26 protein-coding genes are annotated in these 24,015 nt (G+C 45.0%); 17 read left to right on the top strand and 9 right to left on the bottom strand.

Annotated elements, in window-relative coordinates:
- Positions 1–105: 105 nt before the first annotated feature.
- Entirely contained in the window at positions 106–261 is a 156-nt protein-coding gene (locus ACRC6Q_RS13755) for a lmo0937 family membrane protein (protein WP_146558271.1), read from the bottom strand.
- A 175-nt stretch (positions 262–436) separates the two neighbouring features.
- Here ACRC6Q_RS13755 and mntR point away from each other — a divergent pair, with 175 nt between their 5' ends.
- The 6 genes from mntR to ACRC6Q_RS13725 all read left to right on the top strand — a co-directional run bounded on the left by mntR (position 437) and on the right by ACRC6Q_RS13725 (position 5,049).
- Positions 437–859: a transcriptional regulator MntR gene (gene mntR, locus ACRC6Q_RS13750; RefSeq protein ID WP_223636959.1), complete on the top strand. Its 423-nt coding sequence runs from the start codon at positions 437–439 to the stop codon at positions 857–859.
- Between the two features lie 21 nt (positions 860–880).
- Positions 881–1,741, top strand: a complete 861-nt coding sequence (locus tag ACRC6Q_RS13745; RefSeq protein WP_431466824.1) for a CvfB family protein — start codon at positions 881–883, stop codon at positions 1,739–1,741.
- Positions 1,742–1,795: 54 nt separating this feature from the next.
- Positions 1,796–2,683, top strand: a complete 888-nt coding sequence (locus tag ACRC6Q_RS13740) for a DUF1002 domain-containing protein (protein WP_431466823.1) — start codon at positions 1,796–1,798, stop codon at positions 2,681–2,683.
- Positions 2,684–2,813: 130 nt separating this feature from the next.
- The gene (locus tag ACRC6Q_RS13735; protein ID WP_223636952.1) at positions 2,814–3,782 is read left to right on the top strand and encodes a ring-cleaving dioxygenase; all 969 of its coding nucleotides are present in this window, start codon (positions 2,814–2,816) and stop codon (positions 3,780–3,782) included.
- A gap of 18 nt (positions 3,783–3,800) precedes the next feature.
- The gene (locus tag ACRC6Q_RS13730) at positions 3,801–4,082 is read left to right on the top strand and encodes a GNAT family N-acetyltransferase (RefSeq protein ID WP_223636949.1); all 282 of its coding nucleotides are present in this window, start codon (positions 3,801–3,803) and stop codon (positions 4,080–4,082) included.
- A gap of 370 nt (positions 4,083–4,452) precedes the next feature.
- On the top strand, positions 4,453–5,049 hold the full coding sequence (locus ACRC6Q_RS13725; protein ID WP_431466822.1) for a DUF4064 domain-containing protein: 597 nt from the start codon (positions 4,453–4,455) through the stop codon (positions 5,047–5,049).
- An 80-nt stretch (positions 5,050–5,129) separates the two neighbouring features.
- On the opposite strand, the gene ACRC6Q_RS13720 is transcribed toward ACRC6Q_RS13725, so the two are convergent.
- Positions 5,130–5,621: a GNAT family N-acetyltransferase gene (locus tag ACRC6Q_RS13720; protein WP_223636944.1), complete on the bottom strand. Its 492-nt coding sequence runs from the start codon at positions 5,619–5,621 to the stop codon at positions 5,130–5,132.
- A gap of 95 nt (positions 5,622–5,716) precedes the next feature.
- Here ACRC6Q_RS13720 and ACRC6Q_RS13715 point away from each other — a divergent pair, with 95 nt between their 5' ends.
- A complete protein-coding gene (locus tag ACRC6Q_RS13715; protein WP_431466821.1) occupies positions 5,717–6,163 on the top strand; it encodes a GNAT family N-acetyltransferase in 447 nt (148 codons plus the stop codon).
- 92 nt (positions 6,164–6,255) lie between these two features.
- Positions 6,256–6,654, top strand: coding sequence for a hypothetical protein (locus ACRC6Q_RS13710; protein ID WP_431466820.1), 399 nt, complete (start codon positions 6,256–6,258; stop codon positions 6,652–6,654).
- A gap of 156 nt (positions 6,655–6,810) precedes the next feature.
- Here ACRC6Q_RS13710 and ACRC6Q_RS13705 read toward each other — a convergent pair whose 3' ends face one another.
- Positions 6,811–7,938 (bottom strand): MFS transporter, encoded by a 1,128-nt coding sequence (locus tag ACRC6Q_RS13705; protein ID WP_431466819.1) that lies wholly within the window; start codon positions 7,936–7,938, stop codon positions 6,811–6,813.
- 104 nt (positions 7,939–8,042) lie between these two features.
- Here ACRC6Q_RS13705 and ACRC6Q_RS13700 point away from each other — a divergent pair, with 104 nt between their 5' ends.
- From ACRC6Q_RS13700 to ACRC6Q_RS13680, 5 genes are all read left to right on the top strand, one after another.
- Complete coding sequence (locus ACRC6Q_RS13700; RefSeq protein ID WP_223636937.1) at positions 8,043–8,939, top strand: diacylglycerol/lipid kinase family protein; 897 nt, start codon at positions 8,043–8,045, stop codon at positions 8,937–8,939.
- 425 nt (positions 8,940–9,364) lie between these two features.
- Positions 9,365–10,150 (top strand): helix-turn-helix domain-containing protein, encoded by a 786-nt coding sequence (locus ACRC6Q_RS13695; protein WP_223636935.1) that lies wholly within the window; start codon positions 9,365–9,367, stop codon positions 10,148–10,150.
- Positions 10,151–10,323: 173 nt separating this feature from the next.
- The gene (gene yidC, locus ACRC6Q_RS13690) at positions 10,324–11,103 is read left to right on the top strand and encodes a membrane protein insertase YidC (RefSeq protein ID WP_223636933.1); all 780 of its coding nucleotides are present in this window, start codon (positions 10,324–10,326) and stop codon (positions 11,101–11,103) included.
- Between the two features lie 52 nt (positions 11,104–11,155).
- Positions 11,156–11,401: a hypothetical protein gene (locus ACRC6Q_RS13685; RefSeq protein ID WP_223636930.1), complete on the top strand. Its 246-nt coding sequence runs from the start codon at positions 11,156–11,158 to the stop codon at positions 11,399–11,401.
- A 417-nt stretch (positions 11,402–11,818) separates the two neighbouring features.
- A complete protein-coding gene (locus tag ACRC6Q_RS13680) occupies positions 11,819–12,649 on the top strand; it encodes a M15 family metallopeptidase (RefSeq protein ID WP_431466818.1) in 831 nt (276 codons plus the stop codon).
- Between the two features lie 76 nt (positions 12,650–12,725).
- On the opposite strand, the gene cls is transcribed toward ACRC6Q_RS13680, so the two are convergent.
- The 5 genes from cls to ACRC6Q_RS13655 all read right to left on the bottom strand — a co-directional run bounded on the left by cls (position 12,726) and on the right by ACRC6Q_RS13655 (position 18,459).
- Positions 12,726–14,180: a cardiolipin synthase gene (cls, locus tag ACRC6Q_RS13675; protein WP_431466817.1), complete on the bottom strand. Its 1,455-nt coding sequence runs from the start codon at positions 14,178–14,180 to the stop codon at positions 12,726–12,728.
- Positions 14,181–14,487: 307 nt separating this feature from the next.
- A complete protein-coding gene (locus ACRC6Q_RS13670; protein ID WP_223636921.1) occupies positions 14,488–15,318 on the bottom strand; it encodes a squalene/phytoene synthase family protein in 831 nt (276 codons plus the stop codon).
- 188 nt (positions 15,319–15,506) lie between these two features.
- Positions 15,507–16,208, bottom strand: coding sequence for an HAD family hydrolase (locus ACRC6Q_RS13665; RefSeq protein ID WP_263298616.1), 702 nt, complete (start codon positions 16,206–16,208; stop codon positions 15,507–15,509).
- Entirely contained in the window at positions 16,168–17,433 is a 1,266-nt protein-coding gene (locus tag ACRC6Q_RS13660) for a glycosyltransferase (RefSeq protein WP_223636915.1), read from the bottom strand. The genes ACRC6Q_RS13665 and ACRC6Q_RS13660 overlap by 41 nt, the downstream gene beginning before the upstream one ends.
- Positions 17,434–17,613: 180 nt before the next feature.
- Entirely contained in the window at positions 17,614–18,459 is an 846-nt protein-coding gene (locus ACRC6Q_RS13655; protein ID WP_431466816.1) for an MBL fold metallo-hydrolase, read from the bottom strand.
- A 167-nt stretch (positions 18,460–18,626) separates the two neighbouring features.
- Between ACRC6Q_RS13655 and ACRC6Q_RS13650 the strand changes: the two genes are divergently transcribed.
- Complete coding sequence (locus ACRC6Q_RS13650) at positions 18,627–19,742, top strand: NAD(P)/FAD-dependent oxidoreductase (RefSeq protein ID WP_223636909.1); 1,116 nt, start codon at positions 18,627–18,629, stop codon at positions 19,740–19,742.
- Between the two features lie 15 nt (positions 19,743–19,757).
- Positions 19,758–21,311 carry a GNAT family N-acetyltransferase gene (locus ACRC6Q_RS13645; protein WP_431466815.1) on the top strand — a complete coding sequence of 518 codons (1,554 nt, stop codon included), beginning with the start codon at positions 19,758–19,760 and terminating at the stop codon, positions 21,309–21,311.
- Positions 21,312–21,324: 13 nt separating this feature from the next.
- On the opposite strand, the gene ACRC6Q_RS13640 is transcribed toward ACRC6Q_RS13645, so the two are convergent.
- Positions 21,325–22,548, bottom strand: a complete 1,224-nt coding sequence (locus ACRC6Q_RS13640; RefSeq protein WP_431466814.1) for a helix-turn-helix domain-containing protein — start codon at positions 22,546–22,548, stop codon at positions 21,325–21,327.
- Positions 22,549–22,663: 115 nt separating this feature from the next.
- On the opposite strand from ACRC6Q_RS13640, the gene ACRC6Q_RS13635 reads away from it, so the two are divergent.
- Positions 22,664–22,885: a hypothetical protein gene (locus tag ACRC6Q_RS13635; protein WP_431466813.1), complete on the top strand. Its 222-nt coding sequence runs from the start codon at positions 22,664–22,666 to the stop codon at positions 22,883–22,885.
- 15 nt (positions 22,886–22,900) lie between these two features.
- A complete protein-coding gene (locus tag ACRC6Q_RS13630; protein WP_431466812.1) occupies positions 22,901–23,956 on the top strand; it encodes an MFS transporter in 1,056 nt (351 codons plus the stop codon).
- The last annotated feature ends 59 nt before the right edge of the window (positions 23,957–24,015 follow it).

The following is a 24,015-nucleotide window of genomic DNA, read 5'->3' as shown; positions in this document are numbered from 1 at the left end:
TTTATATTGGGTGGATAAGCAAAAATGCAAAAAGAAAAGGTTGTTCCAACAGCCATTTATCATGGCTTTTGGAACAACCCTGTATTTCTTCATCGAATGCTATGGCTATACGCCTTTACGTCCAGTTACTAAGTTGATAACTAAAACGATTGCAGCAATGATTAAAAGAATGTGTATTAGTCCGCCTGCTACGTCCATTAAGAATCCGATTAGCCATACTACGATAATAACTGCTAAGATAATCCAAAGAATACGTCCCATGTTTTTCACCTGTCCTTTCAATAATAACTATTTTGCTTATAGTAATAACTACCCTGACACCAATAAGCTTAAACCTTTCTGAAAAAACGGACTGTTATAAGGGGCGACAAGTCCAGTTGTTTCAATGATGGCGGTATAGTAAACTGAACATAGCTACGTGAGGGAGGAAAGAATTTTGCCTACTCCAAGTATGGAAGACCATATTGAAATCATCTATTCATTAATTGAGCAAAAAGGTTATGCGCGTGTCTCGGATATTGCGGAGGCCTTATCTGTGCTGCCGTCTTCTGTCACCAAGATGGTGCAGAAGCTGGATAAAGACGGGTACTTGATATACGAACGATACAGAGGCCTTGTGTTGACGCCAAGAGGCCAGAAGCTTGGCAAACGCCTATTGGAACGGCACGGCTTGCTTGAACAATTTCTTCGGTTGATCGGTGTAGATGAAGAGCGGATCTATGGGGATGTTGAAGGAATCGAGCATCATCTGAGCTGGAATTCAATCGATCGAATTGCCGATTTGGTCCAACTGCTGGAAGAAAGCCCGGAGTTTACGGAAAAGCTGGAACAGCTGAATAAAGAAGGAAAAGAAAGTTAAGAGAAATAGGAGGAGCTAATTATGGCTTTACACCCAGGGTTAAAAGCGGTACTGCAAGTGAAAGACCGTTCAACATCGCAATGGATCTTATCGGATGGTTCAGGCGATGAAGTAATGATGAACGCATCAGAAATAGAAGAAGGCCAGGAAATCGGGGAAGAGATTGAAGTTTTCCTTTACCGTAACCGTCAGGGAGGCGTTTCAGCCACACCGATGATTCCTCATATCCTGCCAAGTGAGTATGGCTGGGCGAAAGTATTAAAAGTATCACCACGTGAAGGTGCAGTAGTTGATATCGGCACCACACGCGAAGTCTACCTACTGCCAGCTGATCTTCCGCAGATCATGGAATTATGGCCGAAACAGGGCGACCATATCTTTATGACACTTCGTACAGATCGCCACGGCGATTTGTACGGGCGTCTCGCAACTGAAGAAAAAGTTCTGGAATTGATGCAGCCGGCACCTGAAACTGCCTTTAACCAAAATGTGCAGGCACGCGCTTACCGTTTGTTGCCGGTTGGGACTTTCATGCTGTCCGTACCTGAAATGTACCGGATCTTTGTTCACGAAACAGAACGCCATGAAGAACCACGCCTTGGGGAAGAAAAAACCGTCCGCATCATTGATGTCAAAGACGATGGTACACTTAACGGCTCGTTGCTTCCAAGAAAACAGGAACGTTTGTCTGATGACGCGGATGAAATCATGCGTTATCTCGAAGAATCAGGCGGCAAGATGCCGTTCACCGATAAATCTTCACCGGACGAAATCCAGGAAATCTTCGGCATGAGCAAAGCGGCATTCAAGCGCGCGCTCGGCAAATTGTATAAGAATCGTCAGATCATCCAGGAAGAAGGATGGACCAAGTCGACGAAATAAAGGAACCTTTTCAAATTGATTTCGTATTAATTTGAAGAAAGGGGCAATAAAAAAATGAAAAAATTACTCACTGTCATAGCATTACTGTTTACGCTATCTGTCGTCCTGCCATCCTATAGTTCGGCAAATGTCGGCATCAATGAAAAATTCGGCCTGCCAATCGTTGTTTACGGAGGCAATCTGTCGGCTGATGAAAAAGCATCTGTTGCTGAAAGCCTGGATGTTGCAGGGGAAGCTGATGTAGAAGAAATCGAAGTGACTGGCCAGGATTTGGTCAATTACATTAAAGATGGCGATTCCCGTGCCAATATGTATTCGTCTGCTAAAATTACACGCAAAGATGAAGGCAACGGACTGGTCATTGAAATCGTAACTCCCGATAATATTACACAAGTGACATCTGAAATGTATGCCAATGCCATGCTGACTGCAGGAATTGAAAATGCTACTGTGGAAGTTGCGGCGCCCAAAAAGGTAACCGGCCACTCAGCACTTGTCGGAATCTACAAAGCTTATGAAGTGAACGGTGAAGAGCTGGATCCGGAACGGACAGACGTTGCAAATGACGAATTGACTGTAGCGACTGAACTTGCGGACGGCGGCGTGGAAGATGCCAAAGTCAGCGAGCTGTTAACCGAAATCAAAAAACAGATTGCTGAGCAAAACCCGGCATCACGTGAAGAAGTGGAACAGATTGTCGAAGATCAACTGAGCAAGCTTCAAATCGAATTAAGCCCGGAAGATCGTCAATTGTTGGTTGATCTGATGGACCGTATCCGTCAGCTTGACATCGATTTTTCCCAGTGGTCAACTCAGTTGGAAGATTTGAGCAAGACGATTGAAGACAAAATCGGCAACATCGTCAATGATGAAGGTTTTTGGGAAAGCGTCAAAACTTTCTTTAGAAACCTGGCTGATACAGTACGCGGTTGGATGAATTAACCCGAAAAAAGGCAAGCCCGAAACTTAGGGCTTGTCTTTTTTTTATGAAGCTCAATGGCTTGCGTGGAATAAAAGACAATGCTACTATGAAATAAATATCTCGAATTCAAGATAAATAGGAGGAACTTATATGAAATTAGAAGGAATTCACCACGTTTCAGCTTTGACCGCCAATGCCGATGCCAACCACGATTTTTTTACAAGGATACTGGGGATGCGCTTAGTGAAAAAAAGTGTCAATCAGGACAATCCATCTTCCTACCACCTGTTTTATGCAGATGCGGTCGGCACTCCGGGTACTGACATGACGTATTTCGATATTCCGATGGCTGGACGGACGCATCCAGGGGTTTCGAGCATCAGCAATACCGCATTCCGAGTGAAAAGTGAAGCAGCTTTGGATTATTGGACTGGACGTTTTGATGAATTCGAAGTTCCCCACGGAAAAATTGAAGAGCGTTTCAACCGCCCGACCTTGACGTTTCAGGATTTTGAAGGCTCCAGGTTGATGCTGGTCGTTGATGACGGCAAGGGCATTGACTATGGAATACCTTGGACCAAAACTGGAGTTCCGGAAGAGTTCGCGATTGTCGGTTTGGGGCATGTCCGATTGACAGTCCGCAAAAGCGAGAAAACGGCTGCCGTTCTGACGGACATTATGGGATTTGAAGAAATAGGGGCATATCCGTCTACTGTAGAAGGGCAAAAAGATATTTTGGTCTTTTCGACAGGAAAAGGCGGTCCCGCTGGCGAAATACACTTAGAGGAGCGTTCGGACCTTCCGCCGGAACGTCCGGGAAGAGGCAGTGTCCATCATGTTGCGTTCCGGGTAAAAACGTTCGAAGAGTACAGCAAGTGGAATGAGTATTTGCGTTCGAACGGATTCGTGACTTCTGGTGAAGTCGACCGTTATTACTTTAAGGCAATTTATTTCCGGGAGCCTAATGGGATTCTTTTTGAATTATCAACAGACGAACCGGGCTTTGCAACGGACGAACCGATGGAAAGCTTGGGAGAGGAGCTTGCGCTACCGCCATTTTTAGAGCCAAAACGCGCTCAGATCGAAGCATCTCTTCGTCCGTTGAGCATCAATCAGTGAAGAGGAGGAGAAGGAAGAATGGACTTTAAATTAATTGAATTAGGCAGTGATGAATTTGCCTACCGCCTTGAAGAACAAGGGGAGACAAAAGCGGAAATCACGTGGACAGAACTGGCGAATGTCATGGTCATCGAACACACCTTTGTCGATGAGTCGATGCGCAATCAGGGAATGGCCAAGAAGCTTTTGGATCAGGCAGCAGATTACGCCCGTGAACATAGCTATAAAATGGAACCCGTGTGCTCCTATGCCGTAACGGCTTTTGACCGCTACAAAGAATATGATGACGTCAAAATATAGAAAATTCGTACCAATTGAATAAGTGAACATATAAAAAGCAATCCGCTCTCAATTACAGTGGATTGCTTTTGCTAGTTATCAAGTATGTAGTTTACCATTTGTTACCTCCACTTTAGATGCTGGTCATAAAGAAAACGATAGCTGTTAAAATCGAAGCTCCACCAACACCATACATGAAATCTGCTTGGCTAAAAATTAGGTTTTTTTCCATTTTATAGAACTCCTTTCAAATCTTTGTTATTATTAAAATACCCGACTTCCCATATTTTAAACAGGTTTTATTAATTTTATTAGGGGAACAGAGTAATTAAGTAACCAAATCCTTATTTGTACGTATACTCATAAGAGACTATAGGAAGAGGTGGATTGAATGAACCAAGAAACAGTGAATAGAGCAGGAGAAAAAGTGCTCGGCATTATCGGAATCATCTTTAATGTTTTAGCGATTGCCTTAATCGGGTTTGCGATGGCAAGTTACGCAAATGTCCAAGGTACTCCAGAATTCCAGCAGTATATAGAAGATGAAATTATGGCAGATCCAGCCTTTTCAAATCCTGAAGAAGCCCAGATGGTCATGGATATGATGTCTTCAAGCTTCAGCGTAGTAGGATGGGTGCTGATTGCGCTATTGGCATTAAGCACAATTCTGGCAATTGTCGCCTTAGTTAATCTCCGCAAAACCGAGAAAGCGTCCATTGCCGGTGTCTTATTCATCGTCGCCGGTCTGTTTGCAGGCTTGCTGTCATTAACCTCGATTCTTTTCTACATCGCTGCAATCATGTGTTTTGTCCGCAAACCACGTGTGCAAAACGATCAGAATTTGCGCGATGAGGATTTCAAGTATCAAGAGGATCAGCTTCGCCGCAAAGAAGAGTCTGTGCGCCGTGAAGATGAGGTGCGCCGCGATGATACAACAACCCGCAGTAATCGCAGCAATGACGATGATACCCCTTACCGTCCGCTGTAAAGCAGACATGTGCATCAAAAAAGAGACGTCCGAGCTGTAACTACTCGGACGTCTCTTTTTAAATATATAAAAACAGCCGCCTATAAGGCAGCTGTTTTCAGGTGGTAGACATATTTGGCGGTCTGCAAAGGGTGGCCTTCAAATAATTCTTCAAATTCTTCGAGTAGCTCAAAGCCGTTCGCTTCATAGAAGTTGCGGCCTTTGGTGTTTTCGCTTTCGACATAGACAAATAACTGGTTGCCGTTAAGCAGGTAGCTTAGACCGCTGTTCAATAATTGTTTGCCATAGCCTGACCGTTGAAATTCAGGTTTCATGTAAATGGCGATCAGCTCAGCATCTCCGTCTTCATCCACTTTCGTGAAATTGGCGAACCCGACAGGCTGTCCTTCATGTTCCGCAAGCAATATAATCGTCCTCTTTAAACGCATCTCCATCATAGGAGTAGAATATGATTTATCTAAAAAACTTTCTTGGACTGTAGAGGGAATGATTCCAGCGTACGTATCATTCCAGCTAACTTTGGCAATCTCCTGAACAGATGTAATATCTGCGGATGTACCGGTACGAATCATGCAATCACCTCTGAAATTCTTTCTGCAATCATATCAAAAAAAGAGTCCAATAGCCACTAATGTGGAATAATAGAAACTAAAGGAGTGTGTCAGATATGAACTGGAATACCTATCGATTCGACGATTTTACAGCAAGGGAATTATACGGAGTTCTGAAGTTACGGGTAGATGTATTTGTCGTTGAACAAAATTGTCCTTATCCCGAGTTGGATAATTTAGACCAGCAATCCATTCATTTGCTTTATGTTGAAAATGGGGAAGTATTGGCCTATGCACGACTGGTTCCCGCTGGCGTAAAATACGAGCTGCCTTCGATTGGGAGAGTCATCGTACGAGAAGATGCCAGAGGACGTGGCTTAGCGAAGCAGCTATTGGAACGGAGCATCGATTACATTGTAGGGGAATGGCGGGCGGAAGCCATCCAATTGCAGGGCCAAGTATACTTACAGGAGTTCTATCAATCATTTGGGTTCCAAGCTGTCTCAGACAGCTACGAAGAAGATGGGATCCCGCACGTAGACATGAAACTTACCAATAGTTAAATGTAATACTTTTGACATACAATCGAGGATTAGCTTTGGAGAGAATAGGGTAAATAAATAGTAATATATAAATTGATGAAGGAGTGCTGCAAATGGCAAGAGGAAGAGGTCTCTTATTAGCAGGATTAGCTGCTGGAGCATACGCATATTTCAAGAATCCTGAAAATCGTGAAAAAGCTACGAAGGCGTTCAATGATACGAAAGTGAAGGTGAATTCTTACATGGAATCACAAAACCTGGACAAAGATGGAAATCCGACTTCGAAAACTACAGATACGCTGAGTAATACGGAAAAACGTGAAAACAAAATGGTTGCAGAAGGTGGAGCCTCAGCAAGTGTTCAATATTATAACGAGCAGCAGCAAAAGGAAAAGGACAATGAAAAAGACAAGGACGATGTGAAGCTGTCGTCAAACGATGTCAGCAAAGAGAAAGCTGAAAACACAAGTTCAGCTGCTCCCGAAAATAAAATAAGCACCGATAATTTATAAAGAGAAGCATCAATCAGTGGGGGGGTTCTTCATCCCCACTGATTGTTGGTTGATCCTTTACGGTCAGTGATCTCCCGCTTATAAAAGCGGGAGTCTTACTGCCTGTTAAAGCGGGATAAAAAAAGGATGGTCCGGGACCATCCTTTTTACTGCCAACTATTTTTTATAAGACCATATATTTAGTGAAGCGATAATCAACAATAGAGAGCCACTGACGAAAAATCCTTGATTGGGGCTTAAAGCAAAAGCTCCTGTAATACTCGATCCGGCTACAACACCGATGGAAAAGAAAGCATAGAAATACCCATAGGCGCGTCCGCGGGTTGAAACACTTGTTGAATCGATCAATATGGAATTGATTGAAGGAAACAGCAGAGCAAAGCCCAACCCATACGTGCACATGCTGGCATACAGCAACGGCTCAATTGTCACGGCACTTAAAAAGAACAGGGAAGCCCCCATTATCGTAAAACCGGCGATCAAGGTGTAGATGGGTTTGGCAGCGTCAAAAATTCGATTGACGGGAAGCAGGAACACCAAGATGGCTGAAATTCCAAAGGTGCTCAGCAGCAAACCGCTGAGCTGGGAATCCAGCCCAAGTCCTTCAACTTTCAGCGGCAGCATATAAGCTAGGACCCCTTGTGAAAACATCAGGAAAAAAGCGCCTGAAAAAGAACGGATCAACCCATTGTTCTTTAAGATATCCTTGAAGGAAACGGCGTCTTTGACAGCTTTGTCTTTCTTGATGGTGGTCTGCCGCAAGATGAAAAATGCGGCTATTCCTATCAGCAGAATCAGCGTTCCGGTAAGGAACATGGTCTGCGGCACATCGTTTCGGCTTGTATAGATTGCACCATACGCTGGTCCAAGAATTGCTGCAAGCCCGACAAAAGCGCCTGATAAAGCAGCTCCTTTGCCGCGTTTAGCGGATTCAGTTCGATTGGCCAAGTACGTGAAAGCGGCGGGAACTGTCAGGCCAGCTGCGAGCCCGTGGATAAACCGGACAGCAAGCAAGCTATAAGGGCCGTCGATTGAAGCATATGTAAACAAGGTTAAACTGGTCGACAATAAGCCGGTCACCAGAATTGCAAAAGGTCCTTTTCGATCTGAAAAAATACCGGAAATGACATTCCCGAAGGTATTCGACAGTGAATACATGCCGACTGCGAGTCCGGCGATAAAAGGACTGGCACCCAATGACACCGCATAAGTGCTCATGATGGGAAGTTGGGCAAATAAGTCGAAAAAAGCAAAAAAGATAATAACATAAATGAAAATTCGCAAGATGGCTCCTACTTTCTTAAACAACGTACCCTTTTGTGGATTTGTTCATCCTGATACAAGAGTAAAGATAATTATAGATGTATTATACCATCGGAGGTCTGATGATGAAAAAAGCAATGTTTATACTGAATCCGTCTGCCGGAAAAGAACGCGCTTCCGAGTATCGTGGGCAGGTGGAAGAAACGCTCGCTTCAATGGGTTATGAGGTTGATACAAGAGAAACACAAAAGGCAAAGGATGCGACACATTTTGCCACTGAAGCATGTGAAAAGAAATACGACTTTGTTGTAGCGATGGGTGGCGACGGAACAATCAACGAAGCGGTGTCCGGAATTGCGGAACAGCCGCATGAGCCTTTATTTTCTTTGATTCCGCTTGGCACCGTCAATGATTTCGCGCGGGCGTTAGGAATTTCCCTAGATCCGCCCGAAGCTATTGAAGCACTTAGAACCGGCTATGAAAAACGGGTGGATATTGCCAAAGTCGGCAAACATTTCTTCATGAATATACTGGCAATCGGAGATATTGCGGAATCCACATACGACGTGGATCCGGAGCAGAAAACGAAATTAGGGGCATTGGCTTATTTCATTGAAGGGGTCAAAGCCATTACGGCGGATACAGAAACTTATTTTGAAATTGAACATGATCACGGCGTTTGGTCTGGAGAAGCAAAACTGGTATTGGTCGCTTTAACAAATTCAGTAGGCGGTTTTGAAAAATTAGCGCCAGAAGCCCTGACGGATGATGGTTTGCTGCATCTGTATATTGTGAAGAATGCAGCGTTGCCTGCTTTTGTCCGTATTGCAACTTCAGTTTTAAGAGGCAAGCTGGAAGAAGACCCGGCAGTGGAAGCGGTTCATACGACAAAAGTTTCCATAAAAACAACGGAACCATTATCTTGTAATATTGATGGGGATGAAGGTTGTATGACGCCTTTTGTCATCGAAATTCTGCCTCGCCATATCCGTGCGCTTATTCCGCCAGACAAAGATGAATAACAGAGAAAATATTGTATTATAAAAGTTGAGCTTGAAAGATCGCCATTTTGTACAAGGTTTAATAGAGTGGGGGATTTTTCCACTTTTTGAAGCGATGCATAAAAGTTGATTTCTCTTAGCTCACCTTAATTGATCGCCAAACAGGAATTTAAAGCAAACTGTCTTATTTCTAGGGTTTGTTTTGGATTCCTGTTAAAATTGAGTTTTATGAAGTAAAAATGAAACCTTTTTCAAGCTATTTCGTTATGTATAGTATAAATTTTGTATTAAAATGTTACTGATGGCATAAGAAAAGGAATTAAGTACTAGAGCAAATTACACAAAAAAATTACAAAAACAGAAGCGTAACTCTATTATTTTGTGGTATTTCAGTATATAGTTGAGGGAATGCTGCAAAAACTTGGATAAAGAAAGACGGGGAACCCATGAATATTATTACAGCGCCATCCATTCAAGAAACCATTTCGAAAATATTTATGAACGAAACAGAAAATTTAAACCAAATTGAAGGATTGGATAGATTTTTTGAAATTGAAACACAATTGATGTATGAAATTCATCACCTTGAAAAAGAACGTGCAAAAGAGACCTTGAGAGAATTGATTGATATGCTCTCACTCCGTTCGGAAAAAGACATCATCCGTTCTATCCGCAATTACTACATCATCCTATCTTCCGTTATGGCACGCAAACTTTACGAAATGCGTGTACCGCCCAAAAAAGCATTTGCTTTCAATTCAGCGTGTGTGGAATTAGTGGACAAGCATATGAATGATTCTGAATTCATGTTTGTGGCAGATGAATTGATCGAATTCTTTGTGTCGATTATTTCAGAACGCAAACAGCCTTCTTTTGGACATCAAACTGTCAACAAAGTTGTCATCTACATCAACGACGAAGTGGAGCGCGATTTGTCAGTTGAAGAAATTGCCAAGCATTTCAACATTTCGACAAGCCATTTATCCCGCATCTTCAGAGAACATGCCGGCATTACGCTTGTTGAATATTTGAATGTACGTCGTGTGGAAGAATCCCAATATTATCTTCGCCACTCGGATAAAGGGATTTCAGATATTTCGAAGCAATTCCATTTCTGTAACCAAAGTTATTTTACACGGATCTTTAAAAAGTATACTGCCGTTACACCGAAGCAATTCCGTGACAGCCAACACATTCCGTATTTCCGCTATACGTTGCCGAATGCCAAGTAAGGAGAAGCAATTCTCCTTTTTTTCTTGCTTACTTTCCATCTTGATTGAGCAAATGGGGTGCCGTAATTTTGTCACAAAACTTAAAAAATCCAATAGTGTTCCCTCCATGGATTGAATTTTCCAGCGCTTATCGTTATACTTCTTAGTAGTTGAAAAAGGTGAAGGTGACTAATTTGAAAAAGAAAATTACATTATTAATGATGATGGCGACAGCCGTTGTTCTATTGAGTGGTTGTTCGGCTGTTGAAAACAAGGAAGGGTTCTTCTATTCCATCTTTGTTAAACCATTTGATTTCTCGTTGGATTATTTAGGTGGATTGTTCGGCGGCAGCTACGGCATGGCCATTGTTGTCATTACAATTATCATCCGTTTAGTATTGATGCCTTTCATGCTGCGCACATATAAACGCCAGCAAGGTATGAAAGTGAAAATGGATAAGATGCGCCCTGAAATGGAAGATATCCAAAAGCGTTTGAAAGAAACAAAAGATAAAGAAGAACAGATGAAACTGCAGCAGGAAATGATGGGGCTTTACAAGAAGCACGAAGTGAACCCGTTGAACATGGGTTGTTTGCCTGTCGTTATCCAAATGCCGATCATCATGGGCCTTTATTTTGCGATTCTTTACTCACCGGATGTCCGTTCCCACGAGTTCCTTTGGTTTAATCTCGGGTCGCCCGATGTGATCATGACCTTGATTGCTGGAGCAGTTTACTTCTTCCAGGCAAAAGTTTCTTTATGGACAATGCCTGAACAGCAGCAAAAACAGATGAAACTATTCGTCTACATTTCTCCAATCATGATCATGTTCATTTCATTCACATCGATGGCAGCTTTACCGGTTTACTGGGCAGTCGGAGGGATCTTGTTGATTATCCAAACTTTCATTGGCCGTAAATTCTATTCGAACCATCCAGAAAAAGCACTTGAAGCAGTAGAAGAGAAGAAATAATACAGAAGGAGCCGGCAGTTATTGCCGGCTTTCTTTATTGGGGGATAGCTGCATGAATATGAAACTTCTGCAAGGAATCGGAATTGCACTTTTGAGTATCACTGCGTTGACCTGCTTGATATTCGGCTACCTGGAAGTAGCGGTCTTGTTCATGACCTTATTGTTCGTTCTGACAAACAGTTTCCGGTACCGCCACATGAAGGCGCAAGGGATGCACCGGGAAGCCAAGTGGATGCTGGGCATGTCCATTATTTTTGGTTTATTGTTTTTTGTCGTGTTAGCGACTATTTTAGTGTAGACGAAAAAACAGCGCGATCTCATTTATTGAGATTGCGCTGTTTTTATATATTCGTGCTTTTCTTTCATTCGTTCTTCCAGTAGTGTATCCAATTGATTCATTAAGGCTTGGATATCACGTTCCGATATTCGATTCAATGTTTCCATCTCCTTATGCGTTTATACTTATTTTTTCGTAAAAAGCGTATGCCTTATGGGGGTAATGAGTTAATATAAAAGAAGTTTATTTATGGTTAATAGTTCCATTATTCCGAAATCTGAATGACTTAAGACAAAATAGACTGTTTGTGTTTCAAGAGTTGTCTTCAACTCTTGAAATAGGACGAATGCACAGAAAAAAGCGCTGCCTGTTAAAGAGAGAAATTCACCGATAAGAATGGTAGAATAATAAAGACGTTGATAGAAGGAAGGCCTTGGCATGAAGTTTATAGATAAAGGAAAACAAGCTAATAAAAAGTTATATCGTAAATGGATGGTGATCAGTTTGTCAGCAATTATGGCTGCTTTAGCAGCAATGTGGTTTTATATACATGACTGGAATGTTGAACAAAGCATGAGAGCATTGGCGGAAGCTGTGGCAATCGAAGAAACTGCTACAGAAGCACCGAAGGAGGAAGCGGCGATGCCGGTTGAACCTGAAGAAACGGAGACAAGTGTAGAAGAGGAACCGGCTGCAGAAGAAAAAACGGATGCGACGATTTATCCGGCAGACAGTGCTTTGCCTGAAGCACCGACCGTGATCAATGGCGTCCTGCTGGCAAATAAGCAGCACCCGTTGCCTGCAACATACGCGCCGGGAGAAGTGCCGGAAGCGCGTGCAGCTTTTGAAACCATGAAAGCGGCGGCGGCTGAAAATGGCCTCAACTTATCAGCGTTCAGTACCTATCGCGATTTTGCACGGCAAAAACAACTATACGAAGGCTATGCAGCAAAGGATGGCCAGGACGCGGCGGATCGATACAGTGCACGCCCTGGATACTCAGAGCACCAGACAGGTCTTGCGTTTGATATCGGCGAAGCCGGAAAAGAACAGCATTGGGCTTCTGCCTCATTTGGTGATACAAAGGGTGGCAAATGGTTGGCAGCCAATGCGCATGCGTACGGATTTATCCTTCGTTATCCAGAAGGCAGTGAACACATCACGGGCTATATGCATGAGTCCTGGCATTTCCGCTACGTAGGAAAAGATGTTGCTGCAGATATTCATCAAAAAGGCATTACCCTGGAAGAGTATTTAGGGGTTCAGTAAAATAAAAAACGTCTCCGGTTTTATTCGGAGACGTTTTTCTATGGACATAAATACCTTGGAGAGTTCTTATTATTTGTCACAGAATAGGTGCCAGCAAACGGGCGATGGATTCTTTGGTTTTGATCATACGGGTGCGATCTAAATACATCATATAAGTCAATTCGGTTGAAAGCTTCATATCCCGGTGAAAGAGTTCTGCAAGATCTGTGGATACTTTTTCATCATAAATAAAGGCGTTCACTTCAAAATTCAATTTAAAGCTTCTGACATCAATATTGGCCGTACCGACCGTGGATGCCTTATTGTCGATGACAATCATCTTGGTGTGCAAAAAGCCGTTGTCGTAGATGAAGACGCGGGCTCCAGCTCTCAACATTTGGCCGGCGTATGAGTAGGTTGCCCAGTAGACGAATGGATGATCGGGCTTGTTGGGGATCATGATGCGCACATCGATGCCCGACAAAGTTGCGATGCGTATAGCATCGTAAAAACTGGCGTCTGGTATGAAGTAAGGGGTCTGTATGTAAATATACTCTCTTGCTAAGTTAATCAGCTTCAAATAACCATCTTTGATTTGCTCCCATTCCTCATCCGGTCCGCTGGAGACAATCTGCATCGATGTGTTTCCTTTTTCCTGCTTTAGCGGGAAGAACGATTCATGGTATTCAATATCATGGCGTGTAGAAGCCTGGTTCCAATCCCGGATGAAGCGTGTCTGTAAAGGATACAAGGCACTGCCTTGGATGCGCAGATGCGTATCCCGCCAATAACCGAATTTCCGGCTCAGCCCAATATACTCATCCCCAACATTAAAGCCGCCGATATAACCGATTTGCCCATCGATTACGACGATTTTCCGGTGATTTCGGTAATTCAGCCGTGGGTTAATGATTGGTAAAATTGAGGGGAAGAAAGTTTCGACTTCTCCTCCGGCTTCTATAAGGCCTTTAAAATGCCGTTTACTTAAGCTTCTGGAGCCCATGTCGTCATACAGTAACCGAACCTTAATGCCTTCTTTTGCCTTGAGGGTCAATGCATCGACAATTCGGGTGCCCAGTTCATCCAATCGGAAAATATAGTACTGAATGTGAATGTGGTGGGTGGCATTTTCAATGTCCTGGATAAGGGAATCGAACTTTTTTCGTCCATCATTAAAAATTTGAACGCTGTTATCCTGGGTCAGTAAAGCACCGTTATTGCGCAGATGCAGATAAACCAGATCCGTATAGTTTTTGGCGTTGGAATCTTTGAACTCAAAGGTCTCGTCGTTCAATTCATTCATTTGGTGTGCAATCCGGCTTTCAATCCCGATCCGTCTGCTGCCTTCCCATTTGAAAAGCGTTTTTTTTCGCAATTGTCTTCCTAAAAGAAGATAAATGAAGAACCCGAAAATAGGGATGAAAAACAAGACCAACAGCCATGCCCACGTAGAAGAGGCATCTCGTCTTTCTAGAAAAACCAGCGCCGCTGCAAGCGCGATATTGAATATGAAGATCGCGGCTGTTAAAACACTGAAAATGGTTACAGTCATTGGAATTCTCCTAACTTATAAATCTTCGATCACCAAAGCGAACCAAGAAAATCAATTTCTTCCAGTTTCTCCGATGATTATTCGCATTGAATTGTTGCATCAACGTACAGCCTCTTCCTGCAAAAGATCCAATGCATAGACGCATTTCTATTTTACCATTGTTTGGCTAAAGGATAGAATGCAAGGCAGTGGATGTTCTCCAATGGACAGCAATATCAAAAAAAAGGGGGGGCAATGTCTTTCCTAACTTAAATAAGAGCTTGAATTTAAAAAATCCGGCCTCTTTGTAAAATCAAGGCCGGAAATCTTAACGTAAGTGTTCTTCTTGTTTTAATTGTTCGACGATGCCTTCCACTTCCTGGCGGCTCATCTTTTCTTTTCCGGATTTCAATGCTTTTAATGTGCTGTGGGCTAACGCCAAAGGAACTTTACAGAACATCAATATTCGCTTGTTCTTGATTGGTTTGACGTACAGGTCGGCTTTCGCCAAATTGTCTTTAGCGTAGTTGAACATATCTTCACGCGTCCAGCCTTCCGGTACGAATGTCACGCCCCGCTCAAAATCTTCGTCGTAATTCCGCAGCATATTGACTGCCTGCAGCCCGCGGCCGAAAGCGATGGCATGATCAGGGTCAGTTTCCGTTCCGTCAAACCAGTGCCAGATGTCTGAGAGCATCGTGCCGACCAGACCGGCTACGTAATACGTGTATTCATCCAGATCTTCTTTTGTTTTGATGACCCAGTCTTTTTCAACCCATTTGGACATGCCGCCAGCCATAATGGCGGTGGATTCCATCACTTTTCCTTTTATCTCTTCGGGGCACACGCTGATCCAGTCAGCTAAGCGCATAGTGACAGGTGGAAGGAGGTGTTCGTAAGGAGTCACAAGTTCCAAATAACGTGCCTCATCAAACTCTGTTGCCAACATCTGTTGAATGCTGCTCAGCAAGTTGATCTTTATCTGGTCCTCAAGCTCTGGGTGGTCTTCAATTTCATCAATTGCCCGCATACAAAGATAAGCGGAGCCGACAGTCTTCTTTAAAGTAGGTTCCAAAAAGCTGATTGGGATGAAAAAGGTCCGGCTAGTTTCTTTTAGCATAACCAAGGACTCTTTTTGTAGATTCGAAACTTTGCTCATCTCAATTTCCTCCTGTTATGGATTGACGTTAACTGATTTTATGTACGCAAAATCTTTTGATTATAAAACGGCTTCCTACTAAATATAAACCATATAGGCAAAAAAACAAACGATTACCCGTAAACTCATCATTTGAAGAGAAAATAACCCCTTTGAACAGGTTTTTCATGCTCAAAGGGGGAGGGGGGTTAATCCGTATGGAAATGGCTCCATGCTTCATGGATGCCGCCTGCAAACTTCTGCTTGGCCCGGTAGATGGACGGATGTTCGGGCTGTTCAAGCAACTCAGGCTGGGCATTGCCGACAATGACAGAAGGGAAGCCCAGCGTCAACATTTCGACGTCGTTCCCGGAATCGCCGGCTACCAACAACTTGGCTTCTGACAACTTGTATTTATCCAGGATGTACTGGAGAGCCTGCCCTTTGCCGCTTTCGGCTGGAAGAATATCGACATCCCGACCGCCACTGTAGATCAATTTGTATGGAATTCCGGCTTTGGTCAACTTTGATCGAAAAGTCTCCACAATAGTAGAGTCGGAAGCGAAATACGAACAACGATTGGTGATGGGCAAATCCTGTGAGGTAAGACCCGGAACCTCGCTCGCGATAGACTCTATTTTTTCAGGCGTCCAGGATTTTTCCAGCCGTCTGCTCCACTCCAGGTCTGGCTCCAAACGATCGCCTATGTATATGCCAGTTCCCACGTCTGTAATCAGCACGTCGGGAACTGGTAAATTTTCTTCTTCTATAAGAGACAAAGCGGATTGATAATGGCGCCCGGTAATGTAAACCAGAGAAACCTCATAGGTCTGGCTGCCGTAAAAATCCAGCAGCGCCTCTAAGCTGCTTTTATCGCCGACCAATGTCCCGTCCAAATCTGTTGCTAACAAATGCGTTGCTCCGTGCACCGATGATCACCTCATACAATGAATTTATCCGTTTGGAAATGGAATCCCAGTCGAAATCTTTACGTGCAATCTTTACCGCTTGACGGCTTAGGCGTTCCGTCAACAGCGTATTCGCTGATAGGACTTCCATCGCGATTGCCAAATCGATTTCATTTTTTGTTTCAACCAATAGGCCGGTAATGCCGTCCTGCACAACGTTCTTCAATCCGCCGACGTCTGACGCGATGACAGGACTGCCGCAAGCCTGTGCTTCTGCAGCGACCATTCCGAAAGATTCGTAGAAACTTGGTACAATCGTTGCGGTTGCAGAATTGAATAACAAAGCCAATTCGTCTTGAGATTGTGGTCCCAGGAACTCGACCCGATCTTCAATGCCTCGCAGGGCTTCCCGTAATTTTGTGTCTTTAGGCAATTTGGTTTCCATATCGATGGATTCTGCATCTCCGCCTGCGATGATCAGGTGTGGAGTATTGGAAGAGTCGGTTCTTTCTGCCAGCAATTGAAAAGCTCTCAATAAAGTGAAAATGCCTTTGGTTACTTCCAGTCTCCCGGCAAAGACAAAGAGAGGGTTATTGTAGCCGAATTTTCTGCGTAAATGTGTCCGGTTGCCACGCACTTTGAATGCCTGGTCTACTCCGATGGGGATAACTTTGATGGGAGAAGGAGAATCAACAAAAGTTTTGATCAATTGTTTTTCGTTATTGGTGGTAGCCAATACCTGATCGGCGTTTTTCAAAATTGCTTTTTCCGCATTGATGCGGCGCTGATCATGAACTCCTGTTGCTTTTTCTTTTGCCCATCCAAGTGAGTGTGCGGTATGCACATATGGCAGGCCAAAGTCTTTCTTCAGTTTTTTGCCGATTAAGCCTGACAGCCAATAATGCGTATGAACAATATCATAGGAATCAAGGGTCAATGTAGTTTTCAGTTCTTCATAAAAAGCTGGAAGCATGGAATACATTTCATCTTTCGAAACGAATCCTCTATGGCCGGCTTCAAGTCTGATGACACGGCATGTGTTTCCGAATGTCTCTATTTGAGGAGCTGAAGAATCGCACCAATGCGTAGCGACATCAACTTGCCAACCTTTATCTTCTAATGCAAGCGCTAATTGTTTTACATAATTATTTTGTCCACCCGCTTGTTTGCCACCGAGTTTCGCTAAAGGATCACCATGATCCGAAATAAACAATGCTTTTTTATTCATCAAAGCTCAACTCCTTTTTATCGTACTTAGGCTCTTAGTAAACAGAGACCGCTTAATTAGTATACCCGTCTAAAATAAATCTAAACATCGTATTTTGAATTTTCCTTCATTTGAAATTACATAAAAACCAGCAAGAAACACCGGACTGTAAAACCCGCTGTTTCTTGCTGGACAACACTTTTATTTGGTATGAACGTATTTTCCGTGCGCTGGGACAGCTTCTTCCTGGAAGTTCTCGGCCAGGGAAACCAGTCCCTTGGCCAGTGCTGCTCCTTTTACGGGTTTGCCATGTCCTGTTGCAGCAATGGAAGGCTCAAGATCCGCCAGCTTGCAAACCGATTCCCAGGCGGCTCGCCAGTTTGTTGTCAAATAGACCGGCGGCCCATGAATGGCTTTTTTCTGGCGCAGCACTTTATAGAGTGAATCCTGTTTCACTGTAACAAAAGCGTCTCCGGCAATCAGGACGCGGCCCCGCTCCCTGAACAGCGAGACATGGCCTTCTGAATGTCCAGGCGTATGAAGCCATTGCCATCCCGGCATTCCCGGTACACTGCCATCTGAGGGCAGCTCGTGAAGATGCGCAGAGATGTCGATGGCTTTGACAGGGAAAATCCCGGACATTTTGGCTACCATGCCGCCTTGAACAGAAGTATCGGGTTGTGGATAATCGGTTGCGCCTGTCAAGTATGGGAATTCGAGCGGATGAGCATAGACCGGAACTTTGTATTGCTCCAAGATGTCGATTAGGCTGCCAACATGGTCGAAATGGCCGTGTGTCAGAATGATCGCTTTCAACTGGTGGTCGGGTCCGAAGCGGTTTTCCGCGGCCTTAAGAATTTTGTTCGTGGAATGCGGCATACCGGCATCGACCAATACCCATTCATTGCTGACTTCCGGATTTCCGATAAAGAAGACATTTGCGATCTGTACGGTATAACAGTAAACATCGGGGGTCAACTCAATCCCTGATCCACTTCGAATGGATGTCATAGGCAAGATACTTTCGGTTGCTGAACTTCTTTCCATAAAACTGATTCCTCCTCCTGTAGACTTCCGCTGACTTTCTATTCTATGCTTTACCCCCAAAACCGAAATTCAAATCCGGTGGCTGCTAAATTCACGAAATGGGTTTGAGTCTCCTCGCTGACTCGATTAGAATGAAGACACGAGACTTTTTGAAACTGGGTGTTTAAATGAAATCATTGATAATTATCGGATCAGGAATATTAGGGGCCTCTGCTGCATATCATGCGGCAAAGGCAGGAGCATCGGTGGTGTTGGTTGACCGGGGCGATAAAGGACAGGCAACAGGAGCGGCAGCAGGAATCGTCTGTCCATGGATCTCACAGCGAAGAAACAAAGCCTGGTATGGCCTGGCGAAAAATGGTGCCAAGTACTACCCGGACTTGATTCGGGAGCTGGAAGCTTTAGGGGAGACGGATACAGGTTATAAGCAAGTCGGCATTGTCAGCATCCATGAAGACAGCAAGCTGGATAAGATGGAGCAGAAGGCTTATGAACGGCGATTGGATGCTCCGGAAATGGGGGATATCAAGCGGTTGTCTCCAGATGAAACAAGAGAGCTTTTCCCATTTGCAACAGAAGAGTATGGGTCATTATGGGTCAGTGGGGCTGCCCGTGTCGATGGCCGGGCAATCCGCGATGCGTTGATTTCTGCTGCCGTCAAATTGGGAGCAAAAAAACTGGTGGGCAATGCTGAACTGTTGATTGAGGAATCGCAAGTCATCGGAGTGACAATAGACGCCGAGGATTTGCTGGCGGATCGGGTCATTTCGACAGGAGGCGCCTGGGCAGCGGACTTATTCAAACCTTTAGGATTGGATCTCGATATTGTTCCGCAAAAAGCCCAAATTCTTCATTTGCAGGCGGAAGGACAGCAGACCGGCAAGTGGCCGGTTGCTATGGTGCCTTATGGACAATATATTGTCCCGTTTGATGAGGGCCGGATCGTTGCGGGGGCGACGCATGAAAATGGCGCCGGTTTTGACGACAAGCTGACAGCAGAGGGCATGCACCACATTCTGGACAAAACACTGGAAGCGGCTCCGGGTCTCGGGAAGGCGGAAATCGCCGGTGCGGCGACCGGCTTTCGGCCAGCTACGACCAGCGCGCTGCCGTTTATCGGCCAAGTTCCCGGGCAACCCAACTTCTTTGCGGCGAACGGCCTCGGGGCATCAGGTCTGACGGCGGGCCCTTATCTGGGTGGCCAGCTGGCAAAGCTGGCGCTCGGGGAACCTGTTGAGATCGATTTAAGTCTTTACCTAGTAGAAGATGCATTCAGGAAGTGAAGGGGGCGGACAATTGTGTATTGGTGCAAGATTGCCCGAACAAAAACGGAGTTCGATGAAATTGCGCGGCTGAACTATGAAACTTTTGTCGAAGAGATTCCACAGCACGAGGCCGATGGCAGTGGCATGCGTACCGATCGATTTCATGAGCAGAACATGTATTTGATTGTCCTATCGGGAATGGAAGTAGTGGGGATGATTGCGCTACGGTCTGAACGGCCTTTCTCCCTGGATCTGAAGATTGGGAAAGTGGAGGATTTTTTGCAGGATATTGGGGAAGTCTGTGAAATCCGCCTGTTGGCTGTCCGTAAAGCGCATCGCAATGGACGTGTCTTTTTTCTTTTGGCCCGGGCATTATCCGATTTTTGTCTGGAACAGGGCTTTGAATCTGCAATCATTTCCGGCACTACCCGCCAATTGAAATTATATGGCCAGTTAGGCTTCCGTCCGTTTGCCGAGCCGATGGGTACAGGTGAAGCTGTATTCATTCCGATGGTCACCACCCGCCGGCAGTACAGCAACTCTGTGGCGGCAAGGCTTCAGGGAAAACGCCGGCTGTTCGTGCCAGGTCCTGTTGCGTTGACTGAGCAGCTCGCAGCGCCGTTCCAGGAGTCACCCATTTCCCATCGGTCCGCGGCTTTCCATGAAGTTCGACAAGGCGTCGACCGCCTGCTCGTTGAAATGGCGGAATCCACGCCTTACTTACTGGCTGGAAGTGGAACCTTGGCCAATGAAGCGATGCTTGCGCAAATCAAGCGGCTGGATTCTAAAGGCCTGATTTTGGTGAATGGCGAATTCGGCAGAAGGCTGGTCAACCAGGCAGAACGTCTTGGCTTGGATTACACGGTGGATAACGCACCATGGGGCCAGGCTTTCAATTTTAAAAAGACAACAGAACAGCTGGAAACTGGAGACTATGGATGGGTGCTGATGGTTCATGGCGAAACTTCGACCGGGCAAATCAACGATTTTCGCGCCTTAGCGGATCTTTGCGCACAACAGGGAATCCGGTTATGCCTCGACTGCATCAGCAGTTTTGGTGCATTGCCATTTTCCTTGAGGGATGTCTGGTTGGCGACAGCGGCGAGCGGAAAAGCGGTCGGAACGATGAGCGGAATCGCCATTGTTTTTGCACATCACGAGATTACGCCGGATAGCAAGCTGCCAAGCTATTTGGATTTGGGTCTTTATGCTGAAGGTGTGCCTTTTACGTTTCCTTCAAGTGTGTTGGAGAGCATGAAGCGTGCATTGAGCGCTTATCCCGAGCGCTATAAACTTTTGGATGAACGTTTCAGAAAACTTTTGGAAGATACGAAGGACTGGCCAGCTCTCGCAGCCGGCTATCCGACGTCCCGGACTTTTGAAGCGGAAGAAGAGACCGGTTTCTTGGCACAGGACGCCCACCTTTCCGGATTTGAGCTCCATTCGGCGAGCGGCTATTTAAAAGCCCGGGATTTGTTTCAAATCTCTTGCATCCAGCCGGAATTCGAAAAGGACTGGCAGCAATTCCTCGAATTCCATGAAATTTATCAACGCTACCATACGACTGAAAAAGCCCGCCATATGTGATGGCGGGCTTTTGCTATGCAGTCACTTGTTCATAGACCTTCAAGATGAAGAGTTTGTGCGGCAGATCCGGCATTGGTTCAATCAGGTCTTTGGCGAGAGTGGCATGTTTTACTGCCAGTTCTTTTTTACCAAGTTCCAGGTAAATCAAAGCCAGATAGGCATCTTTTTCATAATGCAGCGACAAATCATAAGGGTGGTGCAGAAATTCCCACAGCGTATGTTTTTTCAGCCAGCCTAACGCTTCCTTCAGCTGACCGAGTCCGTACAAGGCCTTGCCTTTTTCCAAGGCGAATAAAAAGATTTTATCTTCCTGATGCTTTTCCAGGTTCTGGTCGATTAGGGCGTTGGCTTTTTCGTAGTCATGTGCAAAAGAGTTCAAGTAATGGATTTCAATGGCATCCGCGAAAGCCCCGATTTCTTCATCGTCTGTAAAATCAGCGAACAGGCGAAGCTTAGCGATATAGTGATCCTTATTTTCGATATCCCCGTTTAAAACCGCCTGGAAACCGGCAAGGCGATAGAGCGCGTCGATGCGGTAAAACAATTGCTGCTCTTTGGAGAACGTGATGGCTTTTTCCATCAACCGCTTGGAGTTTTCACCATCTCCGACAGCCGAGTAAAGGATGGACTCATAATAATCGAAATCCAATTTCTTCAATGGATCCAACACACCAGCGCGCTCTTCAAAAAGGCTGCGGGATGCTTGGATCATGGAAAGGGCTTCCTTGTAACGATGCTCCGTGAAAGCCATCATTGCCCTGAAAATATGAAGGTCTGCACTTTGGTTGATCATATGGAGGCTATCATAGATTTCCTCGGCTTTTGCGAGTGGATCCTGCCAGTCGTTTTGCTTGCTATGGTAGCTGCAGCGGCTGTAGATATCGAGGAGCCGTGCGGATTCATAGCGAAAAGGCAGCTTCTCCAAATAAGGCTTTATTTTTCCGGCAATTTCCTTGTACTTGGCAATCAGCTCATCACTGATAAGTTCCCGCGTGTAAAGCTGCTCAACTTCTTCCAGCAAGTTTCTCAATTCATTGGCTGGGACGTCTTCCAGCAGTTCGTTGCGGTCCACCTCCAAGCGATCTGCTATATAAGAAAGGCTCTCCATTGAAGGGTTCGCCTTATTGTTTTCAATCAAGCTCAGCATGCCTTTTGTCAGTTGATCACCTGCCAAAGCTTGCAGGGTCAACCCTTTTTGTTTGCGTAAATTTCGGATGCGTTCGCCTAAAGTAGCCATTTTCTCACCTGTCCTTTCATTAGTTTAATTATATTAAACTTTCTCTTGCATTGCCAGTTTCTCCATGTTATATTTTGTTTAATTAAATTAAACTTTCACTGGAGGAGTGAAAAACATGAACGAGGCAACGCGCATTAAACAAGCCACTTATCATCTCTATACGTTTACGGCCAGCAAATTGATTTCGACATTCGGAAGCTCGGTTTACGCATTTGGCATCAGTTTATATGTATTGGCATTGACGGGTTCAGCGGCCAGTTTTGCGATCAACTTGATCTGCAGCATCCTGCCGAGGTCGTTGATGGCACCGTTTGCAGGATATGCCGCAGATAAGTAGTCGAAAAAAGCCATTGTGATTTTCTCTCAAATAGCCAGTATGCTTTCGGTTGCAGGCTTGCTGATTTTCAGTCTGATGAACGGCTTGTCGTTGCCGGCCATCTACACAACGACCGCATTGCTTTCCATCAGTTCCATGTTCACCAGCGTTACATTTTCTTCAGCAATCGCCAACCTTATTGACCCCGATCGCATTCAACGGGCGATGGGCTTTAACCAATCAGCGATTTCGATTGCCACAATCGGCGGGCCTGTGGTCGGGGGAATCCTCTTTGGATTCGTGTCGATGAATGTCTTTCTGTTGATCCAAGTGGCGGCCTATGCGGTTGCGGTCCTGCTGGAGTCGACGATGAATTTCAAGCTCTTCACAGTTCGGGGTGAAAATGCGATGGACGAATTGAAAAAGACCATGCTGACGGAAATGAAAGAAGGCTTTGCGTATTTGAAATCGAATCGTGTGATCATGGTGATTGTGACAACTGCTATCGGCATCAACTTCTTTTTCTCATCTTTGATGATCGGTCTGCCATTTATCGCAGTTCAGCAATTGCAGGTGGAAGCAACCCATTTTGGAATGATTGAAGCGATGATTGCGGTAGGGATGCTGGCTGCTTCCATTTATTTCTCCATCAGCAAAGAAGTGAAATTTCCTTTGCAGTTTGCTAAAAGGGGGATATTGGCGATGTCTGTGTTGCTTGCAGGGATGGGCGTCCCTTTAATTATTGGCTTATCGTATGGAGCGACGGTAATTTATTTTCTGCTGCTCATGCTGACTTTCGGCATCACCAACGTGTTCGTCAACACGCCGATCGGGGTCATGATGCAGAAAGATGTGGAGGAAGAGTATCGGGGCCGCGTCTTCGGGATTTTGGAATCAATGGCGATGGCCATGATGCCGCTCGGTTATCTGCTGTTCGGCTTGCTGTATGATGTGGTACCGGCAGAATATATTGTAGGTGCCAGCAGCCTTTGCTTAATCGCGTTGACCAGCTATCTGATGCGCCCGTCTATCCTGAAAGAAGCGCATCCTGAACTGCAAAAAAATCTTTCGAATCAGCCAGAACCTCTGTAAGTTGGAGGCGCTGGCTTTTTTTATGACCAGGTTTAGTTTGTAAGAATAAGGGAAAATCG

The sequence above is a fragment of the Planococcus sp. SE5232 genome (genome assembly GCF_050686535.1).
GTDB lineage: Bacteria > Bacillota > Bacilli > Bacillales_A > Planococcaceae > Planococcus.
The sequence above is the reverse complement of the archived record's forward strand: the minus strand, read 5'-3'. Positions and strand labels throughout refer to the sequence as shown.

What these genes read in the sequence shown, in the direction of transcription:
- ACRC6Q_RS13755 (WP_146558271.1), bottom strand. Translation starts at nt 261, where the DNA reads ATGGGACGTATTCTTTGGATTATCTTAGCAGTTATTATCGTAGTATGG.
- ACRC6Q_RS13745 (WP_431466824.1), top strand. Translation starts at nt 881, where the DNA reads ATGGCTTTACACCCAGGGTTAAAAGCGGTACTGCAAGTGAAAGACCGT.
- ACRC6Q_RS13740 (WP_431466823.1), top strand. Translation starts at nt 1,796, where the DNA reads ATGAAAAAATTACTCACTGTCATAGCATTACTGTTTACGCTATCTGTC.
- ACRC6Q_RS13735 (WP_223636952.1), top strand. Translation starts at nt 2,814, where the DNA reads ATGAAATTAGAAGGAATTCACCACGTTTCAGCTTTGACCGCCAATGCC.
- ACRC6Q_RS13730 (WP_223636949.1), top strand. Translation starts at nt 3,801, where the DNA reads ATGGACTTTAAATTAATTGAATTAGGCAGTGATGAATTTGCCTACCGC.
- ACRC6Q_RS13725 (WP_431466822.1), top strand. Translation starts at nt 4,453, where the DNA reads ATGAACCAAGAAACAGTGAATAGAGCAGGAGAAAAAGTGCTCGGCATT.
- ACRC6Q_RS13720 (WP_223636944.1), bottom strand. Translation starts at nt 5,621, where the DNA reads ATGATTCGTACCGGTACATCCGCAGATATTACATCTGTTCAGGAGATT.
- ACRC6Q_RS13715 (WP_431466821.1), top strand. Translation starts at nt 5,717, where the DNA reads ATGAACTGGAATACCTATCGATTCGACGATTTTACAGCAAGGGAATTA.
- ACRC6Q_RS13710 (WP_431466820.1), top strand. Translation starts at nt 6,256, where the DNA reads ATGGCAAGAGGAAGAGGTCTCTTATTAGCAGGATTAGCTGCTGGAGCA.
- ACRC6Q_RS13700 (WP_223636937.1), top strand. Translation starts at nt 8,043, where the DNA reads ATGAAAAAAGCAATGTTTATACTGAATCCGTCTGCCGGAAAAGAACGC.
- ACRC6Q_RS13695 (WP_223636935.1), top strand. Translation starts at nt 9,365, where the DNA reads ATGAATATTATTACAGCGCCATCCATTCAAGAAACCATTTCGAAAATA.
- ACRC6Q_RS13685 (WP_223636930.1), top strand. Translation starts at nt 11,156, where the DNA reads ATGAATATGAAACTTCTGCAAGGAATCGGAATTGCACTTTTGAGTATC.
- ACRC6Q_RS13680 (WP_431466818.1), top strand. Translation starts at nt 11,819, where the DNA reads ATGAAGTTTATAGATAAAGGAAAACAAGCTAATAAAAAGTTATATCGT.
- cls (WP_431466817.1), bottom strand. Translation starts at nt 14,180, where the DNA reads ATGACTGTAACCATTTTCAGTGTTTTAACAGCCGCGATCTTCATATTC.
- ACRC6Q_RS13670 (WP_223636921.1), bottom strand. Translation starts at nt 15,318, where the DNA reads ATGAGCAAAGTTTCGAATCTACAAAAAGAGTCCTTGGTTATGCTAAAA.
- ACRC6Q_RS13660 (WP_223636915.1), bottom strand. Translation starts at nt 17,433, where the DNA reads ATGAATAAAAAAGCATTGTTTATTTCGGATCATGGTGATCCTTTAGCG.
- ACRC6Q_RS13655 (WP_431466816.1), bottom strand. Translation starts at nt 18,459, where the DNA reads ATGGAAAGAAGTTCAGCAACCGAAAGTATCTTGCCTATGACATCCATT.
- ACRC6Q_RS13650 (WP_223636909.1), top strand. Translation starts at nt 18,627, where the DNA reads ATGAAATCATTGATAATTATCGGATCAGGAATATTAGGGGCCTCTGCT.
- ACRC6Q_RS13640 (WP_431466814.1), bottom strand. Translation starts at nt 22,548, where the DNA reads ATGGCTACTTTAGGCGAACGCATCCGAAATTTACGCAAACAAAAAGGG.
- ACRC6Q_RS13635 (WP_431466813.1), top strand. Translation starts at nt 22,664, where the DNA reads ATGAACGAGGCAACGCGCATTAAACAAGCCACTTATCATCTCTATACG.